General features: G+C 58.1%; 22 protein-coding genes and 1 pseudogene. 11 read left to right on the top strand and 12 right to left on the bottom strand.

Annotation, left to right across the window (positions count from 1 at the left end):
* The first annotated feature begins 144 nt into the window (after window positions 1–144).
* Complete coding sequence (locus ABLV64_RS25650) at window positions 145–996, top strand: hypothetical protein (RefSeq protein WP_348843106.1); 852 nt, start codon at window positions 145–147, stop codon at window positions 994–996.
* A gap of 27 nt (window positions 997–1,023) precedes the next feature.
* Entirely contained in the window at window positions 1,024–1,833 is an 810-nt protein-coding gene (locus ABLV64_RS25645) for a TIGR04222 domain-containing membrane protein (RefSeq protein WP_227524528.1), read from the top strand.
* Between the two features lie 32 nt (window positions 1,834–1,865).
* Here the strand turns inward: ABLV64_RS25645 and emtA are convergent, their stop codons facing one another.
* The gene (gene emtA / locus ABLV64_RS25640; RefSeq protein WP_004203299.1) at window positions 1,866–2,477 is read right to left on the bottom strand and encodes a membrane-bound lytic murein transglycosylase EmtA; all 612 of its coding nucleotides are present in this window, start codon (window positions 2,475–2,477) and stop codon (window positions 1,866–1,868) included.
* A gap of 175 nt (window positions 2,478–2,652) precedes the next feature.
* Here emtA and ldcA point away from each other — a divergent pair, with 175 nt between their 5' ends.
* Window positions 2,653–3,567, top strand: a complete 915-nt coding sequence (gene ldcA, locus ABLV64_RS25635; RefSeq protein ID WP_017900195.1) for a muramoyltetrapeptide carboxypeptidase — start codon at window positions 2,653–2,655, stop codon at window positions 3,565–3,567.
* Between the two features lie 92 nt (window positions 3,568–3,659).
* Window positions 3,660–5,393: a potassium/proton antiporter gene (locus ABLV64_RS25630; protein WP_004203303.1), complete on the top strand. Its 1,734-nt coding sequence runs from the start codon at window positions 3,660–3,662 to the stop codon at window positions 5,391–5,393.
* A gap of 16 nt (window positions 5,394–5,409) precedes the next feature.
* On the opposite strand, the gene dadX is transcribed toward ABLV64_RS25630, so the two are convergent.
* The 3 genes and pseudogenes from dadX to ABLV64_RS25615 all read right to left on the bottom strand — a co-directional run bounded on the left by dadX (window position 5,410) and on the right by ABLV64_RS25615 (window position 8,033).
* Window positions 5,410–6,480, bottom strand: coding sequence for a catabolic alanine racemase DadX (gene dadX, locus ABLV64_RS25625; protein WP_004203306.1), 1,071 nt, complete (start codon window positions 6,478–6,480; stop codon window positions 5,410–5,412).
* 9 nt (window positions 6,481–6,489) lie between these two features.
* A complete protein-coding gene (locus ABLV64_RS25620; protein ID WP_023318600.1) occupies window positions 6,490–7,788 on the bottom strand; it encodes a D-amino acid dehydrogenase in 1,299 nt (432 codons plus the stop codon).
* 98 nt (window positions 7,789–7,886) lie between these two features.
* A pseudogene (locus ABLV64_RS25615) lies at window positions 7,887–8,033 on the bottom strand (hypothetical protein).
* Window positions 8,034–8,109: 76 nt separating this feature from the next.
* Here ABLV64_RS25615 and ABLV64_RS25610 point away from each other — a divergent pair.
* On the top strand, window positions 8,110–9,642 hold the full coding sequence (locus tag ABLV64_RS25610; RefSeq protein ID WP_004203310.1) for a SpoVR family protein: 1,533 nt from the start codon (window positions 8,110–8,112) through the stop codon (window positions 9,640–9,642).
* Between the two features lie 73 nt (window positions 9,643–9,715).
* Here the strand turns inward: ABLV64_RS25610 and fadR are convergent, their stop codons facing one another.
* Window positions 9,716–10,435, bottom strand: a complete 720-nt coding sequence (gene fadR, locus ABLV64_RS25605) for a fatty acid metabolism transcriptional regulator FadR (protein WP_004203311.1) — start codon at window positions 10,433–10,435, stop codon at window positions 9,716–9,718.
* A gap of 248 nt (window positions 10,436–10,683) precedes the next feature.
* Between fadR and nhaB the strand changes: the two genes are divergently transcribed.
* The 3 genes from nhaB to ABLV64_RS25590 all read left to right on the top strand — a co-directional run bounded on the left by nhaB (window position 10,684) and on the right by ABLV64_RS25590 (window position 13,386).
* Complete coding sequence (gene nhaB, locus ABLV64_RS25600) at window positions 10,684–12,234, top strand: sodium/proton antiporter NhaB (protein WP_004203313.1); 1,551 nt, start codon at window positions 10,684–10,686, stop codon at window positions 12,232–12,234.
* Between the two features lie 128 nt (window positions 12,235–12,362).
* Window positions 12,363–12,893 carry a disulfide bond formation protein DsbB gene (gene dsbB, locus ABLV64_RS25595; protein ID WP_004203315.1) on the top strand — a complete coding sequence of 177 codons (531 nt, stop codon included), beginning with the start codon at window positions 12,363–12,365 and terminating at the stop codon, window positions 12,891–12,893.
* Between the two features lie 148 nt (window positions 12,894–13,041).
* Window positions 13,042–13,386, top strand: a complete 345-nt coding sequence (locus ABLV64_RS25590; RefSeq protein ID WP_002910895.1) for a DUF1971 domain-containing protein — start codon at window positions 13,042–13,044, stop codon at window positions 13,384–13,386.
* A gap of 5 nt (window positions 13,387–13,391) precedes the next feature.
* On the opposite strand, the gene ABLV64_RS25585 is transcribed toward ABLV64_RS25590, so the two are convergent.
* The 3 genes from ABLV64_RS25585 to ABLV64_RS25575 form a co-directional block, all read right to left on the bottom strand.
* Window positions 13,392–13,838 carry a YcgN family cysteine cluster protein gene (locus ABLV64_RS25585; RefSeq protein WP_017900197.1) on the bottom strand — a complete coding sequence of 149 codons (447 nt, stop codon included), beginning with the start codon at window positions 13,836–13,838 and terminating at the stop codon, window positions 13,392–13,394.
* A gap of 94 nt (window positions 13,839–13,932) precedes the next feature.
* A complete protein-coding gene (locus tag ABLV64_RS25580) occupies window positions 13,933–14,592 on the bottom strand; it encodes a fumarylacetoacetate hydrolase family protein (protein ID WP_023318603.1) in 660 nt (219 codons plus the stop codon).
* 16 nt (window positions 14,593–14,608) lie between these two features.
* The gene (locus ABLV64_RS25575) at window positions 14,609–14,890 is read right to left on the bottom strand and encodes a YcgL domain-containing protein (protein WP_004203320.1); all 282 of its coding nucleotides are present in this window, start codon (window positions 14,888–14,890) and stop codon (window positions 14,609–14,611) included.
* 126 nt (window positions 14,891–15,016) lie between these two features.
* Between ABLV64_RS25575 and minC the strand changes: the two genes are divergently transcribed.
* Genes minC through minE form a run of 3 tightly spaced genes read left to right on the top strand, consistent with a single transcriptional unit; the run spans window position 15,017 to window position 16,824 of the window.
* Window positions 15,017–15,715, top strand: coding sequence for a septum site-determining protein MinC (gene minC, locus ABLV64_RS25570; protein ID WP_004203323.1), 699 nt, complete (start codon window positions 15,017–15,019; stop codon window positions 15,713–15,715).
* Window positions 15,716–15,738: 23 nt separating this feature from the next.
* Window positions 15,739–16,551, top strand: coding sequence for a septum site-determining protein MinD (gene minD, locus ABLV64_RS25565; protein ID WP_002910900.1), 813 nt, complete (start codon window positions 15,739–15,741; stop codon window positions 16,549–16,551).
* 3 nt (window positions 16,552–16,554) lie between these two features.
* A complete protein-coding gene (minE, locus tag ABLV64_RS25560; RefSeq protein ID WP_004103270.1) occupies window positions 16,555–16,824 on the top strand; it encodes a cell division topological specificity factor MinE in 270 nt (89 codons plus the stop codon).
* 77 nt (window positions 16,825–16,901) lie between these two features.
* Here the strand turns inward: minE and rnd are convergent, their stop codons facing one another.
* The 4 genes from rnd to tsaB form a co-directional block, all read right to left on the bottom strand.
* Window positions 16,902–18,017 (bottom strand): ribonuclease D, encoded by a 1,116-nt coding sequence (rnd, locus tag ABLV64_RS25555; protein ID WP_072140568.1) that lies wholly within the window; start codon window positions 18,015–18,017, stop codon window positions 16,902–16,904.
* Between the two features lie 81 nt (window positions 18,018–18,098).
* Window positions 18,099–19,784: a long-chain-fatty-acid--CoA ligase FadD gene (fadD, locus tag ABLV64_RS25550; protein WP_025999236.1), complete on the bottom strand. Its 1,686-nt coding sequence runs from the start codon at window positions 19,782–19,784 to the stop codon at window positions 18,099–18,101.
* A 205-nt stretch (window positions 19,785–19,989) separates the two neighbouring features.
* Window positions 19,990–20,571, bottom strand: a complete 582-nt coding sequence (locus ABLV64_RS25545) for a Slp family lipoprotein (RefSeq protein WP_032456304.1) — start codon at window positions 20,569–20,571, stop codon at window positions 19,990–19,992.
* Between the two features lie 38 nt (window positions 20,572–20,609).
* Window positions 20,610–21,305 (bottom strand): tRNA (adenosine(37)-N6)-threonylcarbamoyltransferase complex dimerization subunit type 1 TsaB, encoded by a 696-nt coding sequence (gene tsaB / locus ABLV64_RS25540; protein ID WP_004203334.1) that lies wholly within the window; start codon window positions 21,303–21,305, stop codon window positions 20,610–20,612.
* Window positions 21,306–21,352: the final 47 nt, after the last annotated feature.

The raw sequence follows: 21,352 nt of genomic DNA, 5'->3' as shown, positions 1-21,352 counted from the left end.
GGAGGCTTTTGTTAACAGGTGACGTCACGCTTTGATGGCTAATATTGGCTTAAAGATGCCAGGCCATTATTTCACTTGCCCCCCGATGATGAGAGGACTTAATATGCTGGCGAAAACAGGTTAGGACGCTCACAAGGAATAAAAGTGAACCCTGTCATTAGCTATCTCGCCAATTTACATCCGTTATCATTTATGGGTTATCATGTATTATTCACCACTTTTATATATATTCTGGTGAATATAATTATTGCGAAGACCCGCCCTACTGAAAATACCACAGCCGTTCCGGCGCCCTATTCTATCTCACCCTCTTTTTTAGCCTGGCTACGTAATAGCGCCACCAGCGTCATTCAGCTGGCCATGTTCCGGCTGTTAAGAAAAAACTATGTCACTCTCATCCATTCTGCGGACAATATTCAACTCTGCGCCAATCAGCAGTACGCAGAATGCAGAATGACCTGTGTGGAAAAAATACTGTTTGACCATTTCGCTACGCCAAAAACCAGTGACCAGGATCTGCCGCTTTCTCTGCACGTCGCCGAAAAGAACCACTGGGCGACCGATCCTCACTGCCAAGGGCTGCGGCTCAGCCCGACGCACCAAACGTGGAATATGATATTGATTGCCGCGCCCTCCCTGCTATTAATCGCCGCGCTCGCCTGGAAAACGCTTTTTGATAATCAGGCGATAATTCGCTCCAGCGTATTCAGCTGGCTGACAATGGGTATTATTTCCGGCCTGTGGTGGCTGTGGCTGTTATGCATCACCTTAAACGCCACCCGACTGGATCGGGAGGGAATCTCTATTCATATCCTTGACCACCATATTACTACACTGAAAGAGACGCTTATTGCTGACGCAGATACCCTGACCGATGAAAACGCCGATTATTGCGTGGCGATCGGTAAAACCGCCCTGCTTCCCGAAAGATTTGCTGAATATGTAAAAATCATCAACCTTATTAAGTATCCCTTTTGTCTGCAGAGGCTGGATTAACGAGGGGATGGTATGTGGAATTTTATAATGCATCTGCATCCACTGCTGTTTCTCGGCGGTTTTATACTTATCGTCCCGGGTATCTATATTGCTATTGGTATAATGATTATCCTGTCGCGGCCAGCGGCTCAGCCCCAGCCGCACGCGATGGAGGTTAGCCCCTGGCTGCTGGCGTGGCTGACCGGAGAAGGGACCCGGGTGATTCAGCTGGCAATGTTCAGCTTACTCAGTAATAAGCATCTGTGGGTCCCGGAGCCCGGGCAGGTTTTGGCTAACGGACGCTATGCAAACCACGAAATGAACGTCATTGAAAGCATACTATTTGACCATTTTGCGGTGCGAAAGCCGTGTCATGAAGATCTGCCCTGCTGCCTGAGTATCGCCGGACGTAACCTCTGGCAGGAACAGATAGCAAGTGCGGGTTTAGCCTTAAGTCCGCTGCGCCGCGGATGGAATATGCTGGCCATCAGCATCCCTTCGGTCGCCCTCGGCGTTATCGTTGCCAGTAAGACCTTTATCTGGCTCGACCTCACCGCTTACAGCATCTTCAGTTGCCTGCTCATGCCCTCGGGTTGCGTTCTGTGGGGCGGATTATGGATAGAGGCCATTAGCAAAACCATTCGTCTCGATATCAACGGCATTTCGCATCATGACGCCCATGCCTGCATCAATGCGTTACGAGAAACGTTAGCGTATAAAGGCGCGCAGGAGGATGACGCGACGGCCATGCTCTGCGTGGCGGTAAACGGCGTGGAATCGCTTCCCGAGCGCTACCGGGAATATAAAGCGTTAATAGCGCCGATTAGCGTTATCACGTCGCTGCGCACAGAGGATTAGGACCCCGCCAGGCCGGCGGGGCGAAGGTAAGGTTACATGGCGTCCAGCGCTTTCTGCAGCTTCCAGATATAGCGCGGCGCCTGCGGAGCCGGGTGTTTTTTCGCCACATGCTCGAAGAACTCATCGGCGTCGAGGTCGTTAATCTCCTCGATGGCGTCCTGCCGGTTTGACGAGAAGGTGCGCAGCAGCGCGCCAGCGCCGTTGGCATAGGAGACCACCACCGCATAGCGCATCACCTGCGGGTCTTTGATCCCCGCCAGCGGACCATTCTCCAGAATGCTCAGATAGGCGGCCCCCATCGAGATATTCCGTTCCGGGTTTTTCAGCTCACTGACCGACGGCTCGCCGCGCCAGCCCATCCGCCGGTAAACATCGCGTCCGGAGGTCGACGGCTTAAGCTGCATCAGCCCGACGGCGCCGGATTTACTCACTACCGCAGGGTTACCGCCCGACTCGATGGCAATGATCGCCGTGATCAGCTGCGGATCCACGCCCCAGGCGGCGCCGGCTTTTTCACTGATCGGCATCCACTGCATCGCCCGCTTCACCGGGACCTCGGGGTTCCACGGTGGATTGGTGTAATCATGTTTCGAACTACAACCGGCCAGAAAAACGACTAAAATAAGCAACCATCTCAATTTCACACATCTATCCTTATCTACCCAAACGCCATCATGCTGCAGAACGACGGCAGCGGTACGTCCCCCGCCCGCCGACAGCCTGATGGATGACGGGTGCGGATTGAAGTTAGCCACCTGGAGATGACAATCGCCATTCCAGGCGGCATCATAACCCTTTCATTCATAGCAAGGAATTATCATGTCTCAGTTTTATCTGGTCGCGCCATCCGGTTATTGCATCAACCAGCAGGCGGCGGCCCGCGGCGTCGAGCGTCTGCAGCAGGCCGGGCACGAGGTGGCCCACCAGCAGGTCATTCCCCGTCGGCAGCAGCGTTTCGCCGGAACTGAACATGAACGGCTGGCCGATATTAACCAGCTTGCCCAGTTGCCGGGCCGCAACCGGATCGTTCTCGCGGTGCGCGGCGGCTACGGCGCCAGCCGCCTGCTGCCGCATATCGACTGGCAGGGGCTGATTGCCCGCCAGCAGCGTGACCCGTTGCTGATTTGCGGCCACAGCGATTTCACCGTCATCCAGTCGGGCCTGCTGGCCATGGGCAACGTCGTCACCTTCAGCGGGCCGATGCTCGCAGGGAACTTCGGCGCGGAGACCCTCGATCCGTTTACCGAACAGCATTTCTGGCAGGCGCTGCGCCAGCCTGAATTCACCCTCGAATGGCCGGGCGAAGGGCCGAACTGCCGGGTGGAAGGCACCCTGTGGGGCGGGAATCTGGCGATGCTGACTTCGCTTATCGGTACCCCGTGGCTGCCGGCGATCCGCGACGGCATTCTGGTGGTGGAGGATATCAATGAGCACCCGTTCCGCGTCGAACGCATGCTGCTTCAGCTGTTGCACAGCGGCGTACTGGCGGCGCAGAAGGCGGTGATCTTCGGCAGCTTCACCGGCGGCGCGCCGAACGACTATGACGTGGGATATGACCTGCCGCAGGTGTTTGATTATCTGCGCCAGCAGCTCTCTGTACCGCTGATAAGCGGACTGGAGTTTGGCCACGAGCAGCGCACGGTGACCCTGCCGCTGGGCGCGCGCGCGCGGCTGGTCAACCAGCCATCAGCCACCACCCTGACAATCAGCGGCCACCCGGTGCTGGCAGAATAAATTTCCCAGACGCATAGGCGGATTCCCTGCGAATTGTTAAAATAGTGTCACTTTTAGCCATTTTTTCACGCCAGTCAGGGAGTACGTGAACATTGGACGCCGCTGCGGTCATTAGTCTGTTTATTCTGGGTTCTGTTTTAGTAACCTGCAGTATCTTATTGAGCTCCTTTTCTTCGCGCCTTGGCATCCCGATTCTGGTCATCTTTCTGGCCATCGGGATGCTGGCAGGCATTGACGGCATCGGCGGCATCCCCTTCGACAACTACCCCTTCGCCTATATGGTGAGTAACCTGGCGCTGGCGGTGATCCTGCTGGACGGCGGGATGCGCACCCAGGCCAGCTCCTTTCGCGTCGCGCTGTGGCCAGCACTGTCGCTGGCGACGGTCGGGGTGCTGATCACCTCGGCGCTGACCGGGATGATGGCGGCCTGGCTGTTCAAACTGGATATGATCGAAGGCCTGCTGATCGGCGCCATTGTCGGCTCCACCGACGCCGCGGCGGTCTTCTCGCTGCTCGGCGGCAAGGGGCTCAACGAGCGCGTCGGCTCGACGCTGGAGATTGAGTCAGGCAGTAACGACCCGATGGCGGTCTTCCTGACCATCACCCTGATCGAAATGATCCAGCAGCACCAGACCGGCCTCAGCTGGATGTTCGCCGTGCATATCATTCAACAGTTCGGTCTCGGGATCGCCATCGGCCTCGGCGGCGGCTACCTGCTGCTGCAGATGATCAACCGCATCGTGCTGCCCGCCGGGCTCTATCCGCTGCTGGCGCTGAGCGGCGGGATCATGATTTTCGCCGTCACCACTACCCTCGACGGCAGCGGTATCCTCGCCGTCTATCTCTGCGGCTTTCTGCTGGGCAACCGGCCTATCCGCAACCGGCACGGTATCCTGCAGAACTTCGACGGTCTGGCGTGGCTGGCGCAAATCGCCATGTTCCTGGTGCTGGGCCTGCTGGTGACGCCCTCCGACCTGCTGCCGATCGCTATCCCGGCGCTGTTGCTGTCGATGTGGATGATTTTCATTGCCCGTCCGCTGTCGGTATTTGCCGGTCTGCTGCCGTTCCGCGGGTTCAACCTCCGCGAACGGGTATTTATCAGCTGGGTCGGCCTGCGCGGCGCGGTGCCGATTATTCTCGCGGTGTTCCCGATGATGGCCGGCCTGGACAACGCCCGCCTGTTCTTCAATGTCGCCTTCTTCGTGGTGCTGGTGTCGCTTCTGCTCCAGGGCACATCGCTATCGTGGGCGGCGAAAAAAGCCAAAGTGGTGGTGCCGCCCGTCAGCTGGCCCATCTCCCGCGTCGGGCTGGATATTCACCCGGAAAACCCGTGGGAGCAGTTTGTCTACCAGCTGGGCGCCGATAAATGGTGCATCGGCGCGGCGCTGCGCGACCTGCATATGCCGCCGGAGACGCGGATTGCCGCCCTGTTTCGCAACAATGCCCTGCTGCACCCCACCGGCAGCACCCGCCTGCGGGAAGGCGATATCCTGTGCGTCATTGGCCGCGAGCACGACCTGCCGGCGCTGGGCAAAATGTTCAGCCAGTCGCCGCCGGTGGCGCTCGATCAGCGTTTTTTCGGCGACTTTATACTTGATGCCGAGGCCCGCTTCGCCGATGTGGCGCAAATCTACGGCCTCGACGGCGGAGAGGAGTTCCGCGAACATCAGCAGTCGCTGGGGGAAGTGGTGCAGCAGCTGCTGGGCGCCGCGCCGGTGGTGGGCGACCAGGTGGAGTTCGCCGGGATGGTATGGACAGTCGCGGAAAAAGAGAACGATCACGTGCTGAAGGTAGGGGTACGGGTCGCGGAAGACGAGGCGGAGTGATCCGCCCCGGAACAGGTTACAGGGTCACAACCGGCACCCGCGGCGCCAGGGCGCACATCAGCTCATAGCCGACGGTGCCGCAGCTGGCCGCCACGTCGTCGATTTTAATCTCTTTGCCCCACAGTTCGACCGGCGCGCCGATCCCGGCCTGCGGACAGGGCGTTAAATCGACCGCCAACATATCCATCGACACGCGCCCGACGGTGGTGGTGCGTACGCCGTCCACCAGCACCGGCGTGCCGCTCGGCGCTACCCGTGGGTAGCCGTCGGCATAGCCGCAGGCGACGATGCCGATCCGCTGCTCCTGGGTGGTGCGATACAGGCCGCCATAGCCAATCGCTTCGCCGGGGCGCAGGTTCTGCACGGCGATGATTTCGCTGCGCAGGGTCATCACCGGCTTCAGGCCGGTGTTCGCGATATCCTGCCACTGCCCGGAGGGCGATGCGCCATACAGCACGATGCCGGGACGAACCCAGTCAAAATGCGCTTCCGGATGCCAGAGCGTCGCCGCCGAGTTGGCCAGCGAGCGTGGGCAATCCAGCCCCTCCGCCGCCTGTTCGATCCGGCGCATCGGCTCAACAATCCCCTGCGGGTTCTCCGCCTCCGCGAAGTGCGACATCAGCGTCATCTCGCCGACGTTGCTTATCGCCCGCAGCTGCTGCCAGACGGTATGCACCCGCTCCGGCATAAAGCCCAGCCGGTTCATACCGCTGTTCACCTTGAGATAGATATCCAGCGGCGCGCGCAGCTTCGCCTGCTGCAGCGCCTTAATCTGCCAGTTGCTGTGGACGCTGGTGGTTAAGCGATATTGATCCAGCACCGCCAGCTCATCGGCATGGAAGAAGCCCTCCAGCAACAGGATCGGCCCTTTCCAGCCCTGCTCGCGCAGCAGGATCGCCTCTTCCAGGTTGAGCAAGGCGAAACCATCCGCCGCGCTTAACGCACTCCATACCCGCGCCACGCCATGGCCATAAGCATTTGCTTTGACCACCGCCCACAGGCGCGACCCGGGGGCCGCGCGACGCACTATCTGTAAATTCTGCCGCAAGGCCAGCAAGTCGATACTGGCCACTACCGGACGGGTCATGCAAGCTCCTTAGTTGTGTGCGCCATGCAGATGCTGCGGACGCGCCGGGGTAAACCCGGGGCTATAGCGGGCGACAGCCAGATCGTCGTAAGGGATCGCCGGCGTGCGGCCGGAGATCAGATCGCTGATAAGCTGCCCGGAGCCGCAGGCCATGGTCCAGCCAAGCGTGCCGTGGCCGGTGTTGAGCCACAGGTTTTTAAACGCCGTGCGCCCGACCACCGGCGTGCCGTCCGGCGTCATCGGCCGCAGGCCGGTCCAGAAGGTGGCCTGCTCAACGTGGCCGCCGCGCGGGAACAGATCGCGCACCACCATCTCCAGGGTTTCGCGACGCGGCTGCAGCAGCGCTTTATTAAAACCGACGATCTCGGCCATACCGCCGACGCGAATGCGCTGATCGAAACGGGTGATGGCGATTTTATAGGTCTCATCAAGGATAGTGGAAACCGGCGCGCCGTCTTCCTGGGCAATCGGGATGGTTAACGAATAGCCTTTCAGCGGGTAGACAGGAATATCCACCAGCCCCTTGAGCATCGCCGTCGAGTAAGAGCCAAAGGCCATGACATAGGCGTCGCCCTTGATAATCTCATCGCCGCATTTCACCCCGGCAATGCGATCGCCCTCCTGCAGCAGGGCGTCCACCGCGGTGTTAAAGCGGAAGGTGACCCCGGCCTGTTCCGCCATCGCCGCCAGACGGGTGGTAAACAGCTGGCAGTCGCCGGTTTCATCGTTTGGCAGACGCAGACCGCCGGTCAGTTTGTGGCTAACCTCCGCCAGCGCGGGCTCCACTTCCGCCAGCCGCTTCGCCTCCAGCAACTGATAGGGCACGCCGGCGTCCTCCAGCACCGCGATGTCGCGGGTGGCGTTTTCATACTGTTTGGCGGTACGGAACAGCTGCAGCGTCCCGCCCTGACGCCCTTCATACTGAATGCCGGTGGTGTCGCGCAGCGCCTTCAGGCAGTCGCGGCTGTACTCCGCCAGGCGCACCATCCGGCCTTTGTTCTCCATATAGTGGCGGGTGTCGCAGTTGCGCAGCATCTGCCACATCCACTTCAGCTGGAACGATGTGCCGTCAAGGCCGATCGCCAGCGGCGCATGGCGCTGGAACATCCATTTGATCGCCTTCAGCGGCACTCCCGGCGCCGCCCACGGCGCCGCATAGCCGGGAGATATCTGCCCGGCGTTGGCCGCGCTGGTCTCCTCTGCCGGACCGGGCTGACGGTCGATGACCGTCACCTCATGACCCGCCTGACTCAAATACCACGCGCTGGCTACCCCAACCACCCCACTTCCCAGTATGACGACACGCATAGCAACTCCGTAACAGTTAAAGAACAATCATCTAATTACAAATTGATAACTCAGTTGAAAATATTATTCAACATACGCTTTATTTATGGTGACTTAACTCACAGCAAACCGCACCAGTCCTGAGCTGTAAGATTTACGATCTCATGCTGCGCTTTATTTTTACCCAGCATTTAATTCTGCAAATGAGCGCAAAAAACGGCTTTGAGATGGGGAAATCGCGAAGAAAAGCGATTGGCTGACAACACAGTTTGCTGTGCGGTGTTCTATGCTTGTTTAGAGGTTTTCCGTTCAGAGAAAACCAACAACAACGAGGGCGCGCTAATGGCTACGATTGACTCCATGAACAGGGACACCACCCGTTTAAGCGATGGACCCGACTGGACGTTTGAGTTACTGGAGACCTACCTGGCCGAAGTGGACCGGGTCGCTAAGCTCTATCGTCTTGACACCTACCCGCACCAGATCGAAGTCATTACTTCCGAACAGATGATGGACGCCTACTCCAGCGTCGGCATGCCCATCAACTATCCGCACTGGTCGTTCGGCAAAAAATTCATTGAGACCGAGCAGGCCTATAAGCACGGCCAGCAGGGCCTGGCGTATGAGATCGTCATCAATTCCAATCCCTGCATCGCTTATCTGATGGAAGAAAATACCATCACCATGCAGGCGCTGGTGATGGCGCACGCCTGCTACGGGCATAACTCGTTCTTCAAAAACAATTACCTGTTTCGCAGCTGGACCGACGCCAGCTCAATCATCGACTACCTGATTTTCGCCCGCAAATACATTACCGAGTGCGAAGAGCGCTATGGCGTCGACGAAGTGGAGAAACTGCTCGACTCCTGCCACGCGCTGATGAACTACGGCGTCGACCGCTATAAACGTCCGCAAAAAATCTCTCTGCAGGAGGAGAAGGCGCGGCAGAAAAGCCGGGAAGAGTATCTGCAGAGCCAGGTGAATATGCTGTGGCGTACCCTGCCGAAGCGCGAAGAGGAGAAGGCGATTGAGTCCGCCCGCCGCTACCCTTCCGAACCGCAGGAGAACCTGCTGTACTTTATGGAGAAGAACGCCCCGCTGCTGGAATCGTGGCAGCGCGAGATCCTGCGCATCGTGCGCAAAGTCAGCCAGTATTTCTACCCGCAGAAACAGACCCAGGTGATGAACGAGGGGTGGGCCACCTTCTGGCACTATACCATCCTCAACCATCTCTATGATGAAGGGAAAGTGACCGAGCGCTTTATGCTGGAGTTTCTCCACAGCCACACGAACGTGGTGTTCCAGCCGCCGTACAACAGTCCGTGGTACAGCGGGATTAACCCCTACGCGCTGGGGTTCGCCATGTTCCAGGACATCAAGCGCATCTGCCAGTCGCCTACCGAAGAGGACAAGTACTGGTTCCCGGATATCGCTGGTTCCGACTGGCTGGAAACGCTGCATTTCGCCATGCGCGACTTCAAGGATGAGAGCTTTATCAGCCAGTTCCTGTCGCCGAAGATCATGCGCGATTTCCGCTTCTTTACCGTGCTCGACGACGATCACAACAATTATCTCGAGATCTCGGCGATCCACAACGAAGAGGGCTATCGCGAAATCCGCAACAAGCTCTCGGCGCAATATAACCTCAGCAATCTCGAGCCGAATATCCAGGTGTGGAACGTTGACCTGCGCGGCGACCGCTCGCTGACGTTGCGCTATGTGCCGCACAACCGCGTCCCGCTGGACAAAGGGCGGCGCGAAGTACTGAAACATGTGCATCGTCTGTGGGGGTTCGATGTGCTGCTGGAGCAGCAGAACGCCGACGGCAGCATTGAGCTGCTGGACCGCTGCCCGGCGCGGCCAAACGCGCTATAGCATTGCGGGACGTTAAAACGACGAAGGGGGCCATCGGCCCCCTTATTTTATTTATCGATCGCGAATAGCCGGCTTAACGCACATTCATGGCTAAATCGCCGGGCAGCGATTTCTGCATCCGGTGCCAGATCTCGCCGCTGTCATGGCCGTAGCGACGAACCAGCTCATACACCTGATCGTGCAGGCCGCCTTCGCACACCTTCGCCAGCTGATGATAAAAGCCCAGCGCCAGGCTGCGCGCTTCCGGGCTGGAGAAGTAGTGGCGGCCGATGCGGGTATATAGCCCCTTCATGCCGTTGAGGATCAGGCCATAAATCGGGTTGCCGGAGGCGAAAGCCAGACCGCGGAAAATGTTGTAATCGAGATCGGCGAAGGCGTCGGCGTGATCTTCCACTTCCCGGGCGCTGTCCAGCACCGCCAGCGCTTTATCCGGATGCTGACGGAACGCGGTGCGAATAAAAATCGTGGAAATATTGGTGCGCACGGAGAGCAGGTTATCAATCAACTGGGGGACGCTGTCGTGATCGAGACGCGCCAGTGTTTCAAGGATATTCAGCCCGGAGGTCTCCCAGAAGTTGTTCACTTTGGTGGGTTTGCCGTGCTGAATGGTCAACCAGCCGTCACGCGCCAGACGCTGCAACACTTCGCGCAGCGTGGTGCGGGTGACACCGATCAGCTCAGAAAGCTCGCGTTCAGCGGGGAGAATCGATCCAGGTGGGAAGCGGTTATTCCAGATGCTCTCAATGATATACTCTTCCGCGAAACCCGCAGGGCTCTGCGCCTTAATGACCATAATAATATTTCCATTACACATTGTTGCAATTGCACTCATCATACCAGAGCCGCTATAGCGCAGATAGCATCGCAAGTGAATTAAAAAGGGATCGCCGTTTCATTTTCCGTTTTTACTTTACGCTTTTCCTTATCTCCCGTAACCGCCGCAGCGCTGCGAAGAAAGTTGCTTCTCATTTTGCTCAACTGGTACTCTTGCCAATAGTTACGCACAAAATCATGCACTAATTGACGGGGAAGGATTCTGTCGTGGAAATTTCTTATGGCCGCGCGCTGTGGCGCAATTTTCTTGGCCAGTCGCCTGACTGGTACAAGCTGGCATTAATCATTTTCTTAATTATCAATCCGCTGGTGTTCGCCGTGGCGCCATTTGTCGCCGGCTGGCTGCTGGTGGTTGAGTTTATCTTTACCCTCGCCATGGCGCTGAAGTGCTATCCGCTGCTGCCGGGTGGCCTGCTGGCTATCGAGGCGCTGCTGATCGGCATGACCAGCCCAGCGCACGTGCGGGAAGAGATCGCCAGCAACCTGGAAGTGCTGCTTCTGCTGATGTTTATGGTGGCGGGCATCTACTTTATGAAGCAGCTGCTGCTCTTTGTCTTTACGCGCCTGCTGTTAGGGATCCGCAGCAAGATGCTGCTGTCGCTGGCCTTCTGCCTGGCCGCTGCCTTCCTCTCCGCCTTTCTCGATGCGCTGACGGTGGTGGCGGTGGTGATAAGCGTCGCCGTCGGGTTCTACGGCATCTATCACCGCGTCGCCTCGGCGCGCCCGGACGATAGCGACCTGCTCGACGACAGCCATATCGAGCAGCACTACCGCGAGGTGCTGGAGCAGTTCCGCGGCTTTCTACGCAGCCTGATGATGCACGCCGGCGTCGGGACCGCGCTCGGCGGCGTCATGACCATGGTCGGCGAACCGCAAAACCTGATTATCGCCAAAGCGGCGGGCTGGCATTTTGGCGAGTTCTTTCTCCGCATGGCGCCCGTCACCCTGCCGGTGATGGTCTGCGGTCTGTTAACCTGTCTGCTGGTGGAAAAGTATCGCCTGTTTGGCTACGGCGAACCGCTGCCGCCGACGGTGCGCAAGGTGCTGCAGGAGTTTGACGATCGCAGCCGCGCCCAGCGCAGTCGTCAGGAGCGGCTACGGCTGATTGCCCAGGCGCTCATTGGCGTTTGGTTGATCGTCGCCCTCGCTTTTCACCTGGCTGAGGTCGGCCTGATTGGCCTGTCGGTGATCATCCTCGCCACCACCTTTACCGGGGTGACCGATGAGCACGCGATTGGCAAAGCGTTTACCGAGGCGTTGCCCTTCACCGCGCTGCTCACGGTGTTCTTTGCCGTAGTGGCGGTGATCATCGACCAGCAGCTGTTCACGCCGGTCATCGAGTTTGTTCTGCAGGCCTCTCCGCACGCGCAGCTGTCGCTGTTTTATCTGTTTAACGGCCTGCTGTCGTCCATCTCGGATAACGTTTTTGTCGGCACGGTCTACATCAACGAAGCGAAAACCGCCCTCGAGCATGGCGCCATCAGCCTGAAGCAGTTTGAGATGCTGGCGGTGGCAATCAACACCGGCACCAACCTGCCGTCAGTGGCCACCCCGAACGGCCAGGCGGCATTCCTGTTCCTGCTGACTTCCGCGCTGGCGCCGCTTATCCGACTCTCCTATGGCCGCATGGTGTGGATGGCCCTGCCCTACACCCTCGTACTGACGCTGGTCGGCCTGCTGTGCGTCGAGTTCACCCTGATGCCGGTCACCGAATGGTTGCTGGCTCACGGCTGGCTGGTTACCCCCACCCTGCCGTGATCCACGCGTCGCCCGGGTTCGCCCGGGCGATTCAATAACCAGTTACGTAATATTTTCCGCCGGGCCGCTGGCGTCGGTACGGTTTTCGTTTACACTGCCATGATTTAGCATCTTCCAGGGAAATGATTATGTTGCAATATTTAAACCAGTGCTCGCGGGGACGCGGCGCCTGGCTGCTGATGGCCTTGACCGCGTTCATTCTCGAACTCGTCGCGCTGTGGTTCCAGCACGTGATGCTGCTGCAGCCGTGCGTGATGTGCATTTATGAACGCTGCGCCCTGTTTGGCATCATGGGCGCGGGGCTGGTGGGCGCTATCGCCCCTAAAACGCCGCTGCGCTATGTCGCCATGCTGATTTGGCTGTACAGCGCGGTACGTGGGCTACAGCTGGCGTGGGAACATACGATGATTCAGCTGCACCCATCACCGTTCCAGACCTGCGATTTCGCCGCCCGTTTCCCGAGCTGGCTGCCGCTGGATAAATGGTTGCCGCAGGTGTTTGTCGCGTCCGGCGACTGTTCGGTACGCCAGTGGCAGTTCCTGTCGCTGGAGATGCCGCAATGGCTGGTGGGAATTTTCGCGGCTTATCTGGTGGTCGCTATCCTGGTGATCGTTGCTCAGCCTTTTAAAGCGAAAAAGCGCGATCTGTTTGGCCGCTAAGCCGCAGTGAGTACCGCACACTGAAACGCCCTACGGGGCGTTTTTTTGTGCCTGCCGTTCATCACTGAATCGTTTCCTGTCCGTGGTTGACCACACACACCAAAAGGCGCATATTAAATACATCTTTTATAACCCCACAGGAGCTCACATGTCATCTTTACTGATCCCCGCAGACTGGAAAGTTAAACGCTCCACCCCGTTCTTTACCAAAGAGAACGTCCCCGCCGCCCTGCTGAGCCACCACAACACCGCGGCCGGTGTCTTCGGTCAGTTGTGCGTCATGGAAGGTACGGTCACCTATTACGGTTTTGCCAATGAACAGGCGACGGAGCCGGAGAAAAAAGTCGTGATTCATGCCGGGCAGTTTGCCACCAGTCCGCCGCAGTACTGGCACCGCGTCGAACTCAGCGACGATGCCCGCTTCAATATTCACTTCTGGGTGGCGGAAGAAACCGACGGTGAAAACGGGCTGTTTCACGCGAAGAAAGCGTGACGGGCTTACCGCGCCCTGTCAGGCAGATTGAGGATATGGTCCTGCCAGTCGACAACGGTGGACTCGGGCACCGCTATATGGCGGACGGAGATGCGTTCGCCGTGCATCGCCGCTTTTGAGCCGGTCAGCAGCGGGTGCCAGGCCGGCAGAGGTTTGCCTTCCGCCAGCAGGCGATAGGCGCAGGTCGGCGGCAGCCATTCGAAGGTCGGCAGATTTTCACGAGTGAGCTTGATGCAGTCCGGCTCATATTCGAAGCGACGCTCGTAGTTACGGCACTGGCAGGTTTTGATATTGAGCTGACGGCAGGCGACGTTGGTGAAGTAGATCTCATCGGTATCTTCATCCATCAGCTTATGCAGGCAGCACTGGCCGCAGCCGTCGCACAGCGATTCCCACTCCGCGTCGGTCATGTCATCCAGGGTTTTTTGTTGCCAGAAAGGTTGTTCGCTCATCGGAATGTCCGTCGTTGCCAGTTAAGGGTGCACCTTATAACCAGTCTGGCACGACGATGCAAGTTTTGCCGCCCCAAAAGGCGGCAAACCGCGCTTAGAGGACGCGGGTGGTGAGCGACAGGCCGTTGAAACCGACCTCCAGCTCGTCGCCGCTGTGCAGCGGTCCCACCCCTTCCGGGGTGCCGGTGAGGATCACGTCGCCGGCTTTGAGGGTAAAGAAGCGCGACATATAGGCGATCAGCGGCACAATCTTATGGATCATGTCGGCGGTAGTGCCCTGCTGGCGCACTTCGCCGTTAATCTTCAGACTTAACGGCGTATTCTGCGGGTCGCCGTGGAACTCGGCCGCCGGAATAAAGCCGGAGATCGGACAGGCGTTATCGAAGCCTTTGGCCTTCTCCCACGGCTGCCCGGCCTTTTTCATTTTAGCTTGCAGGTCGCGCAGGGTGAGATCCAGCGCGACGCCATAGCCGGCAATCCCTTTCAGCACATGCTCTTCCGTCGCCTGACGCAGCGTACCGCCGATCAGCACCGCCAGCTCCACTTCATGATGCACCGAACCCAGCCCCTCAGGAAGCACCAACGGCTGACGGAGATCGCACAGCGCGCTCTCAGGTTTAATAAACAGCACCGGCTCTTCCGGCGTCGCACTGCCCATTTCCTTGATGTGCTTTGCATAATTGCTGCCGACGCAAACCACTTTGCTCACCGGATAATCCAGGAGCGCTCCCTGCCAGTTATGATGTTGGTACATTATTTTCCCTCGTGGGTTAATCGGATTGTTTCCCCTGTTCCGCCAGGTGTTTCTTTAGTAGATTTTCAGATGGCGGAGGAAGTTGCAGGTAATAGCCCTGTTCGCTTAGCGCCTGTTTCACTTTTTCCAGGTCGGCGTTAACCAGTTTTTTGCGCCCATCCAGCGGCAGCAGCATCGCCATTTGCGGCGTGCCGAAACCGCGCATGAGCTCGTCAGGAACGCGTGAGAAATCGTCCTTTTTTTCGACGTATAAATAGGTTTGTTCACGTTTAGTACTTCGATAGATCACACAAAACATAGTTTTACTCGGAATTAGACCCGTGGTCACTTGCCTCAATATATCAGTGACTATAACATGCCTTTTAGTCTTCGGAATATCACCGCACTTCGGCGGTCGATAAACAGCAAATTGAGTAAGGCCAGGATGTCAAATACGCCAATCGAACTTAAAGGCAGTAGCTTCACGTTATCTGTCGTTCATTTGCACGATGCAAATCCCGAGGTTATTCGTCAGGCGTTAGAAGACAAAATCGCCCAGGCTCCCGCCTTTTTACGCCATGCTCCGGTGGTGGTGAATATCGCCAGCGTCGAGGAGAGTGTCGAATGGCGCGCCGTCAACGAGGCTATCGCCGCGACCGGTTTACGCATTATGGGCGTCAGCGGATGCAAAATCCCGCGCCTGAAAACCGAAATCGACCGCGCCGGGATCCCGTTATTAACCGAAGGGAAAGAAAAAGCCCCTCGTCCGGCACCGTCCGAACCCGCCCCGCCGCCGCCAGTTGCTAGTCAGATCACAAAAACGCGTTTGATTGATCAGCCGGTACGTTCCGGTCAGCGCATTTATGCGCCACACTGTGATCTTATTGTTACAAATCATGTGAGTGCCGGTGCGGAACTTATCGCTGACGGCAATATCCATGTATATGGCATGATGCGAGGACGCGCATTGGCAGGCGCCGGTGGCGACAGAGACGCCCAGATATTTTGTACCCACCTTGCGGCGGAGCTGGTCTCCATCGCCGGGGAATATTGGCTGAGCGATAACATCCCGGCCGAATTTTATGGCAAAGCGGCACGCCTGCGTTTAGGCGAAAGCGCTTTGACAATTCAACCGTTAAATTAATCCCTTTTTAACAAGGAATTTCTATGGCACGCATTATTGTTGTGACTTCGGGTAAAGGGGGCGTTGGCAAGACCACCTCCAGCGCGGCCATCGCTACAGGTTTGGCCCAGAAGGGAAAGAAAACCGTCGTTATCGACTTCGACATCGGCCTGCGTAACCTCGACCTGATTATGGGCTGCGAACGTCGCGTCGTTTATGATTTCGTCAACGTCATCCAGGGCGATGCCACATTGAACCAGGCGCTGATCAAAGATAAGCGCACGGAAAACCTCTACATTCTTCCGGCGTCCCAGACCCGGGATAAAGACGCCCTGACCCGCGAAGGCGTCGACAAAGTTCTCGAAGAACTGAAGAAGATGGAGTTCGATTTCATCGTCTGTGACTCCCCGGCAGGCATTGAAACCGGTGCGCTGATGGCGCTCTATTTCGCTGACGAAGCCATTATTACTACCAACCCGGAAGTCTCCTCCGTTCGCGACTCCGACCGTATCCTTGGCATTCTCGCCTCCAAATCCCGTCGTGCGGAAAATGGCGAAGAGCCGATCAAAGAGCACCTGCTACTGACCCGCTACAATCCAGGCCGCGTCAATAAAGGCGATATGCTGAGCATGGAAGACGTGCTGGAGATTCTGCGCATCAACCTGGTGGGCGTGATCCCGGAAGACCAGTCAGTCCTGCGCGCATCCAACCAGGGTGAGCCTGTGATCCTCGATGCCGCGTCGGACGCAGGCAAAGCCTATGCCGATACCGTTGAACGTCTGCTCGGAGAAGAACGCCCTTTCCGCTTCATTGAAGAAGAGAAGAAAGGATTCCTCAAACGCCTGTTCGGAGGATAAATTATGGCTTTACTCGACTTTTTTCTCTCGCGAAAAAAGAACACGGCTAATATTGCGAAAGAACGCCTGCAAATCATCGTCGCCGAGCGCCGCCGCGGGGACGCGGAGCCGCATTACCTGCCGCAGTTGCGCAAAGATATCCTGGAAGTGATCTGTAAATACGTGCAGATCGACCCGGAGATGGTCAGCGTGCAACTGGAGCAGCGGGACGGTGATATTTCCATTCTTGAGCTGAACGTGACCCTACCCGAAACGGAAGAGTCGAAACCCTGACCTGCTGTTCCATCCCGAAAAAAAACCGGCTACGCCACGCGCCGCCGGTTTTTTTATGGCCTGAACCAGACCGTCCGCTAGCGCGGATAGTCGCTTAACAGCCTCTTCAGCCGTTCGGCCATCAGCTCACCACGCCAACCGGAAATCAGCTCAGGCTCAGCGGCCTGCGTTTTCAGCTGCCAGTGCCAGTTCAACAGCTGGTTGATCTGCCGACGCGACGCCAGCAGCTCCGCGCTTACGCCCTTCTCAGCGCTCACTTCCTGCACCAGCGCTTTAATATCTTTAAAGGCTTTGCGGTAGCCCGGCATGTCGATCAGATTCTGCAGCGGCGCCGGCAGGGCCGACTCCGGCAGCGCCTGTGCTTTCTCGACCAGGCTAATCAGCGTTTTGCCATGAAAGCGAATTTCGCTACCGGACAACCCGAGGCTGTCGAGCTCGCCGAGGCTGGTGGGCATATAGCGCGCCACGCTCCACAGATGCTCTTCCCGCACCACAAAGTTCACCGCCAGGTCGCGCTCCCGCGCTTTGCGCAGGCGCCACTCCGCCAGCAGCTGCAGGCAGCCCAGCTGGCGGGTACGCAACTGCCAGGCGTTGCCGATATCGCGCCAGGCCTCGGCCGGGTCGACCACCTCCTGGCGACGCTGCTGCATCAGGCGGCATTCGTCCAGTGCCGCCGATAGCCAGCCCGCGCGATCGGTCTCCGCCATTAATTGGCTGGCGATCGGCAACAGGTACCAGACGTCGGCCGCGGCATATTCACACTGACGCTCGGTTAGCGGACGCGCCAGCCAGTCGGTGCGGGATTCGCTTTTGTCCAGCGCAACCCCGGAATACTCTTCCACCATCGAGGCGAAGCCCCAGGACATCGGCCGACCGCAGAAGGCTGCCAGGATCTGGGTGTCGATCAGCGGCTGCGGCATCAGGTTGAACGCGTTGAGAAAGACTTCTAAATCTTCGCTGCCGGCATGCAGGTATTTGGTCACATCCGGGTTGAGCAGCAGGTCGCGCATCGGCGCCCAGTCGGTAATCGTTAAGGGATCGATCAGAGAGACCTGGCGGCCGTCGAACAGCTGCAGCAGGCCCAGCTGCGGGTAATAGGTACGGGTACGGACAAATTCCGTATCCAGAGCGACGGCGGAGGCGGCGCTTGCCGCTTCGCAGACAGCGCGCAGGCCATCGTCGGTGGTGATCATCTGATAGTTCAAAGCATACTCTCTTAACTTGCGCCCATAAAAAACGCCGGCGTAGCCGGCGTCTGGCGACTCATTCGTTACTTAGCCTTTATTGTCCACTTTAGCGCGCGCTTCGTCACGCAGTTCTCGCCGCAAAATTTTCCCGACGTTGGATTTCGGCAGTTCGTCACGGAATTCCACCAGCTTCGGTACCTTGTAACCGGTCAAATGGCGACGGCAGAACGTAATCAGCGCTTCTTCGGTTAACGCGGCATCTTTCTTCACCACGAAGATCTTCACCGCTTCGCCGCTGCTGCCGGACGGCACGCCGATGGCCGCCACCTCAAGCACGCCGCTGTGCTGCATGACCACATCTTCGATTTCATTCGGATAGACGTTAAAACCCGACACCAGGATCATATCTTTTTTCCGGTCAACGATGCGCAGGAATCCCTCTTCATCCATCACCGCGATGTCCCCGGTGTGCAACCAGCCGTCTTTAATAATCTCATCCGTCGCGTCAGGACGCTGCCAGTAGCCCAGCATCACCTGCGGCCCCTTGATACAGAGCTCGCCCGGCTGACCCGGCGCCACTTCGTTATCGTCGTCGTCCACCAGTTTGGCTTCAGTGGAGGGCACCGGCAGGCCAATGCTGCCGCTGTGGTAGTCGATGTCGTGCGGGTTGACGCTGACCAGCGGCGAACACTCGGTCAGGCCGTAGCCCTCCAGCAGATATTGTCCGGTCAGTTTCACCCAGCGCTCAGCCACCGCCTGCTGCACCGGCATACCGCCGCCGGCGGAGAGGTGCAGCGAGGAGAAATCAAGCTGCTGGAACTCTTTGTTGTTCAGCAAGGCGTTGAACAGGGTGTTGACCCCGGTCATGGCGGTAAACGGATATTTCGCCAGCTCCTTCACCAGCCCGGGGATATCGCGCGGGTTGGTGATCAGCAGATTCTGCCCGCCCAGCTCGATAAACAGCAGGCAGTTCATGGTGAGGGCGAAAATGTGATACAGCGGCAGCGCGGTGACCACAAACTCTTTGCCGCGATGCAGCAGCGGGCCGTAGGTGGCATTGACCTGCTCAAGGTTGGCCAGCATGTTGCGGTGGGTCAGCATCGCCCCTTTAGCCACCCCGGTGGTGCCCCCGGTGTACTGTAGAAACGCCAGATCTTCCGCAACGATCTCCGGCTTCACGTACTGCATGCGATAGCCGTGCTGCAGCGCGCTGCGAAACGAGATGGCATCCGGTAGATGGTACTTCGGCACCAGCCGCTTGATGTACTTAACCACAAAGTTCACCAGCGTGCCTTTGGCGGTGGAGAGCTGGTCGCCCATGCGCGTCAGGATCACGTGTTTCACCTGGGTCTTCGCCACCACTTTTTCCAGGGTATGGGCAAAGTTGGAGACGATGACGATCGCCGCCGCGCCGCTGTCGTTGAGCTGATGCTCCAGTTCACGCGGGGTATATAAGGGGTTGACGTTAACCACGATCATCCCGGCGCGCAGGATGCCAAACAGGGCCACCGGATACTGCAGCAGGTTAGGCATCATCAGGGCCACCCGGTCGCCCTTCTGTAGTCCTAAGCCCTCCTGAAGGTAAGCGGCGAAGGCGCGACTGCGCTCTTCCAGCTTACGATAGGTCATCACTTCACCCATATTGATAAACGCCGGTTGGTCGGCGTAGCGGGTGGTGGCATGTTCAAACAGTTCAACCAGGGATTGATAGCGGTCAGGATTTATCTCCGCCGGAACATCTGCGGGATAACGGTTTAGCCAAACCTTTTTCACTGCATCACCTCTGAAATAGTTATTCGTCGTCATCACAGCCCCTGGAAAATACATTTTGTTAACATTATATTAACTCAGCGTACCAGTTTATTAATTAGGCAATGAGCAGGTTGCGAAGCGCGTCACTATTTTTTTTCTTATTCGACTGAAAACAAAGAAACAGCGGACCGGCCGCTGTTTCTTTGAACTAACAAAAACAACAAAATCATTCGGTTACAACGTTTCTGACCTCTGCTGGGCCGGGGTTGTACCAACCCCATCCGCCATAGCCGTAACCCCAGGGGCGCGGACCCAGCATCCACGGGTCGATCGGCTGCGGGGGCATCACCACCTGCTGCACCACGTTCCAGCGTTTGTAGCCGGTGGCGTTCATCAGCATAAATTTGTAGGGCGTGCTGCCTACTTTGCCTTCGACCACCCCGGCAATCGGCCCGACCACGGTCACCAGCTGACCGCGGAAGTCCACCGGATCGAGGAAGCCGTTAACATCGGCATAGATCCGCCCGCGCGAGGGTTCGCCCAGTTCCGGTCGCGCACCGCTGTCCAGCGGCACGGTAGCGATTTCTAAGCGGGTTTTCCCCTGCTGGTTCTGCACGTTGACCACCTTGCCGCCAAAGCGCGCTTCCTGACCGACGTACAGCTGCGGGGCATTCATCACCCGCACTAAATCCTGCTGCGGCGTGGGGCTGGTGCCTTTGATGGCATCCGGCACCGATACGCAGCCGCTCAGCGCAACGGCAACCGCCGCGGCCAGCAGCCAGCGAACGCCCTGTTTTTGACCCGCCATGATGCGACTCCTTTTCTCAGTCTTCTTGTTACTGAGATTCACTCGCGGCCCGGAAGTTTCTTCCACGCCACCTCGTTACGCAAATAAACCGGCTCCGCTTTCTCCACGGCCACGGTTTTCCCTGCCGCCAGCAGATAACAGGCTAACGGCAGCATATCCTCTGCCGCCGGCAGTTCAATTTCGCCGCTGCTTAAGGTCAGTCCGCTCTCTTTCGCCAGATCCGGCCACGCCTGCCAGCCGGTGCCGACGGTGGCCCATTCGCCGGAAAGCTGTGCCAGCCGTTCGGCCACCGCGTCCGGTTTGAGCACCGCTTCCGTCTCTTCGCCGTGCCAGACGCCCTGCTCGTCGCGCTGATACTCGGCCCAGTAGACTTCCCCCATCCGGGCGTCAATCGCCGCCAGCACGCGGGTGGCGCCGGTTTTGCGCCACGCGCCCTGCGCCATGGTGGCCAGTGTGGAAACACCGATCATCGGCAGCTCCGAGCCCAGCGCCAGCCCCTGAGCGATACCGATGCCAATGCGTACGCCGGTAAAGCTGCCAGGACCGCGGCCAAAGGCCAGCGCGTCCAGCTCGGTCAGGGTGGTGCCGCTCTCGGCGAGGACCTCCTGCACCAGCGGCAGGATACGTTGGGTATGTTCGCGGGGACAAATTTCGAAATGAGCACTAAGGGTGCCATCATTCCACAGCGCTGCGGAGCAGGCTTCTGTGGCGGTATCGATAGCCAAAATTCGCATGGGTGGTCACGCTCTCGTTACATAGTTCAGGCCTTCAGGCAGCCTGT

Source organism: Klebsiella sp. JB_Kp031, assembly GCF_040064295.1.
GTDB lineage: Bacteria > Pseudomonadota > Gammaproteobacteria > Enterobacterales > Enterobacteriaceae > Klebsiella > Klebsiella quasipneumoniae.
This window is presented reverse-complemented; position numbering and strand designations above follow the sequence as displayed.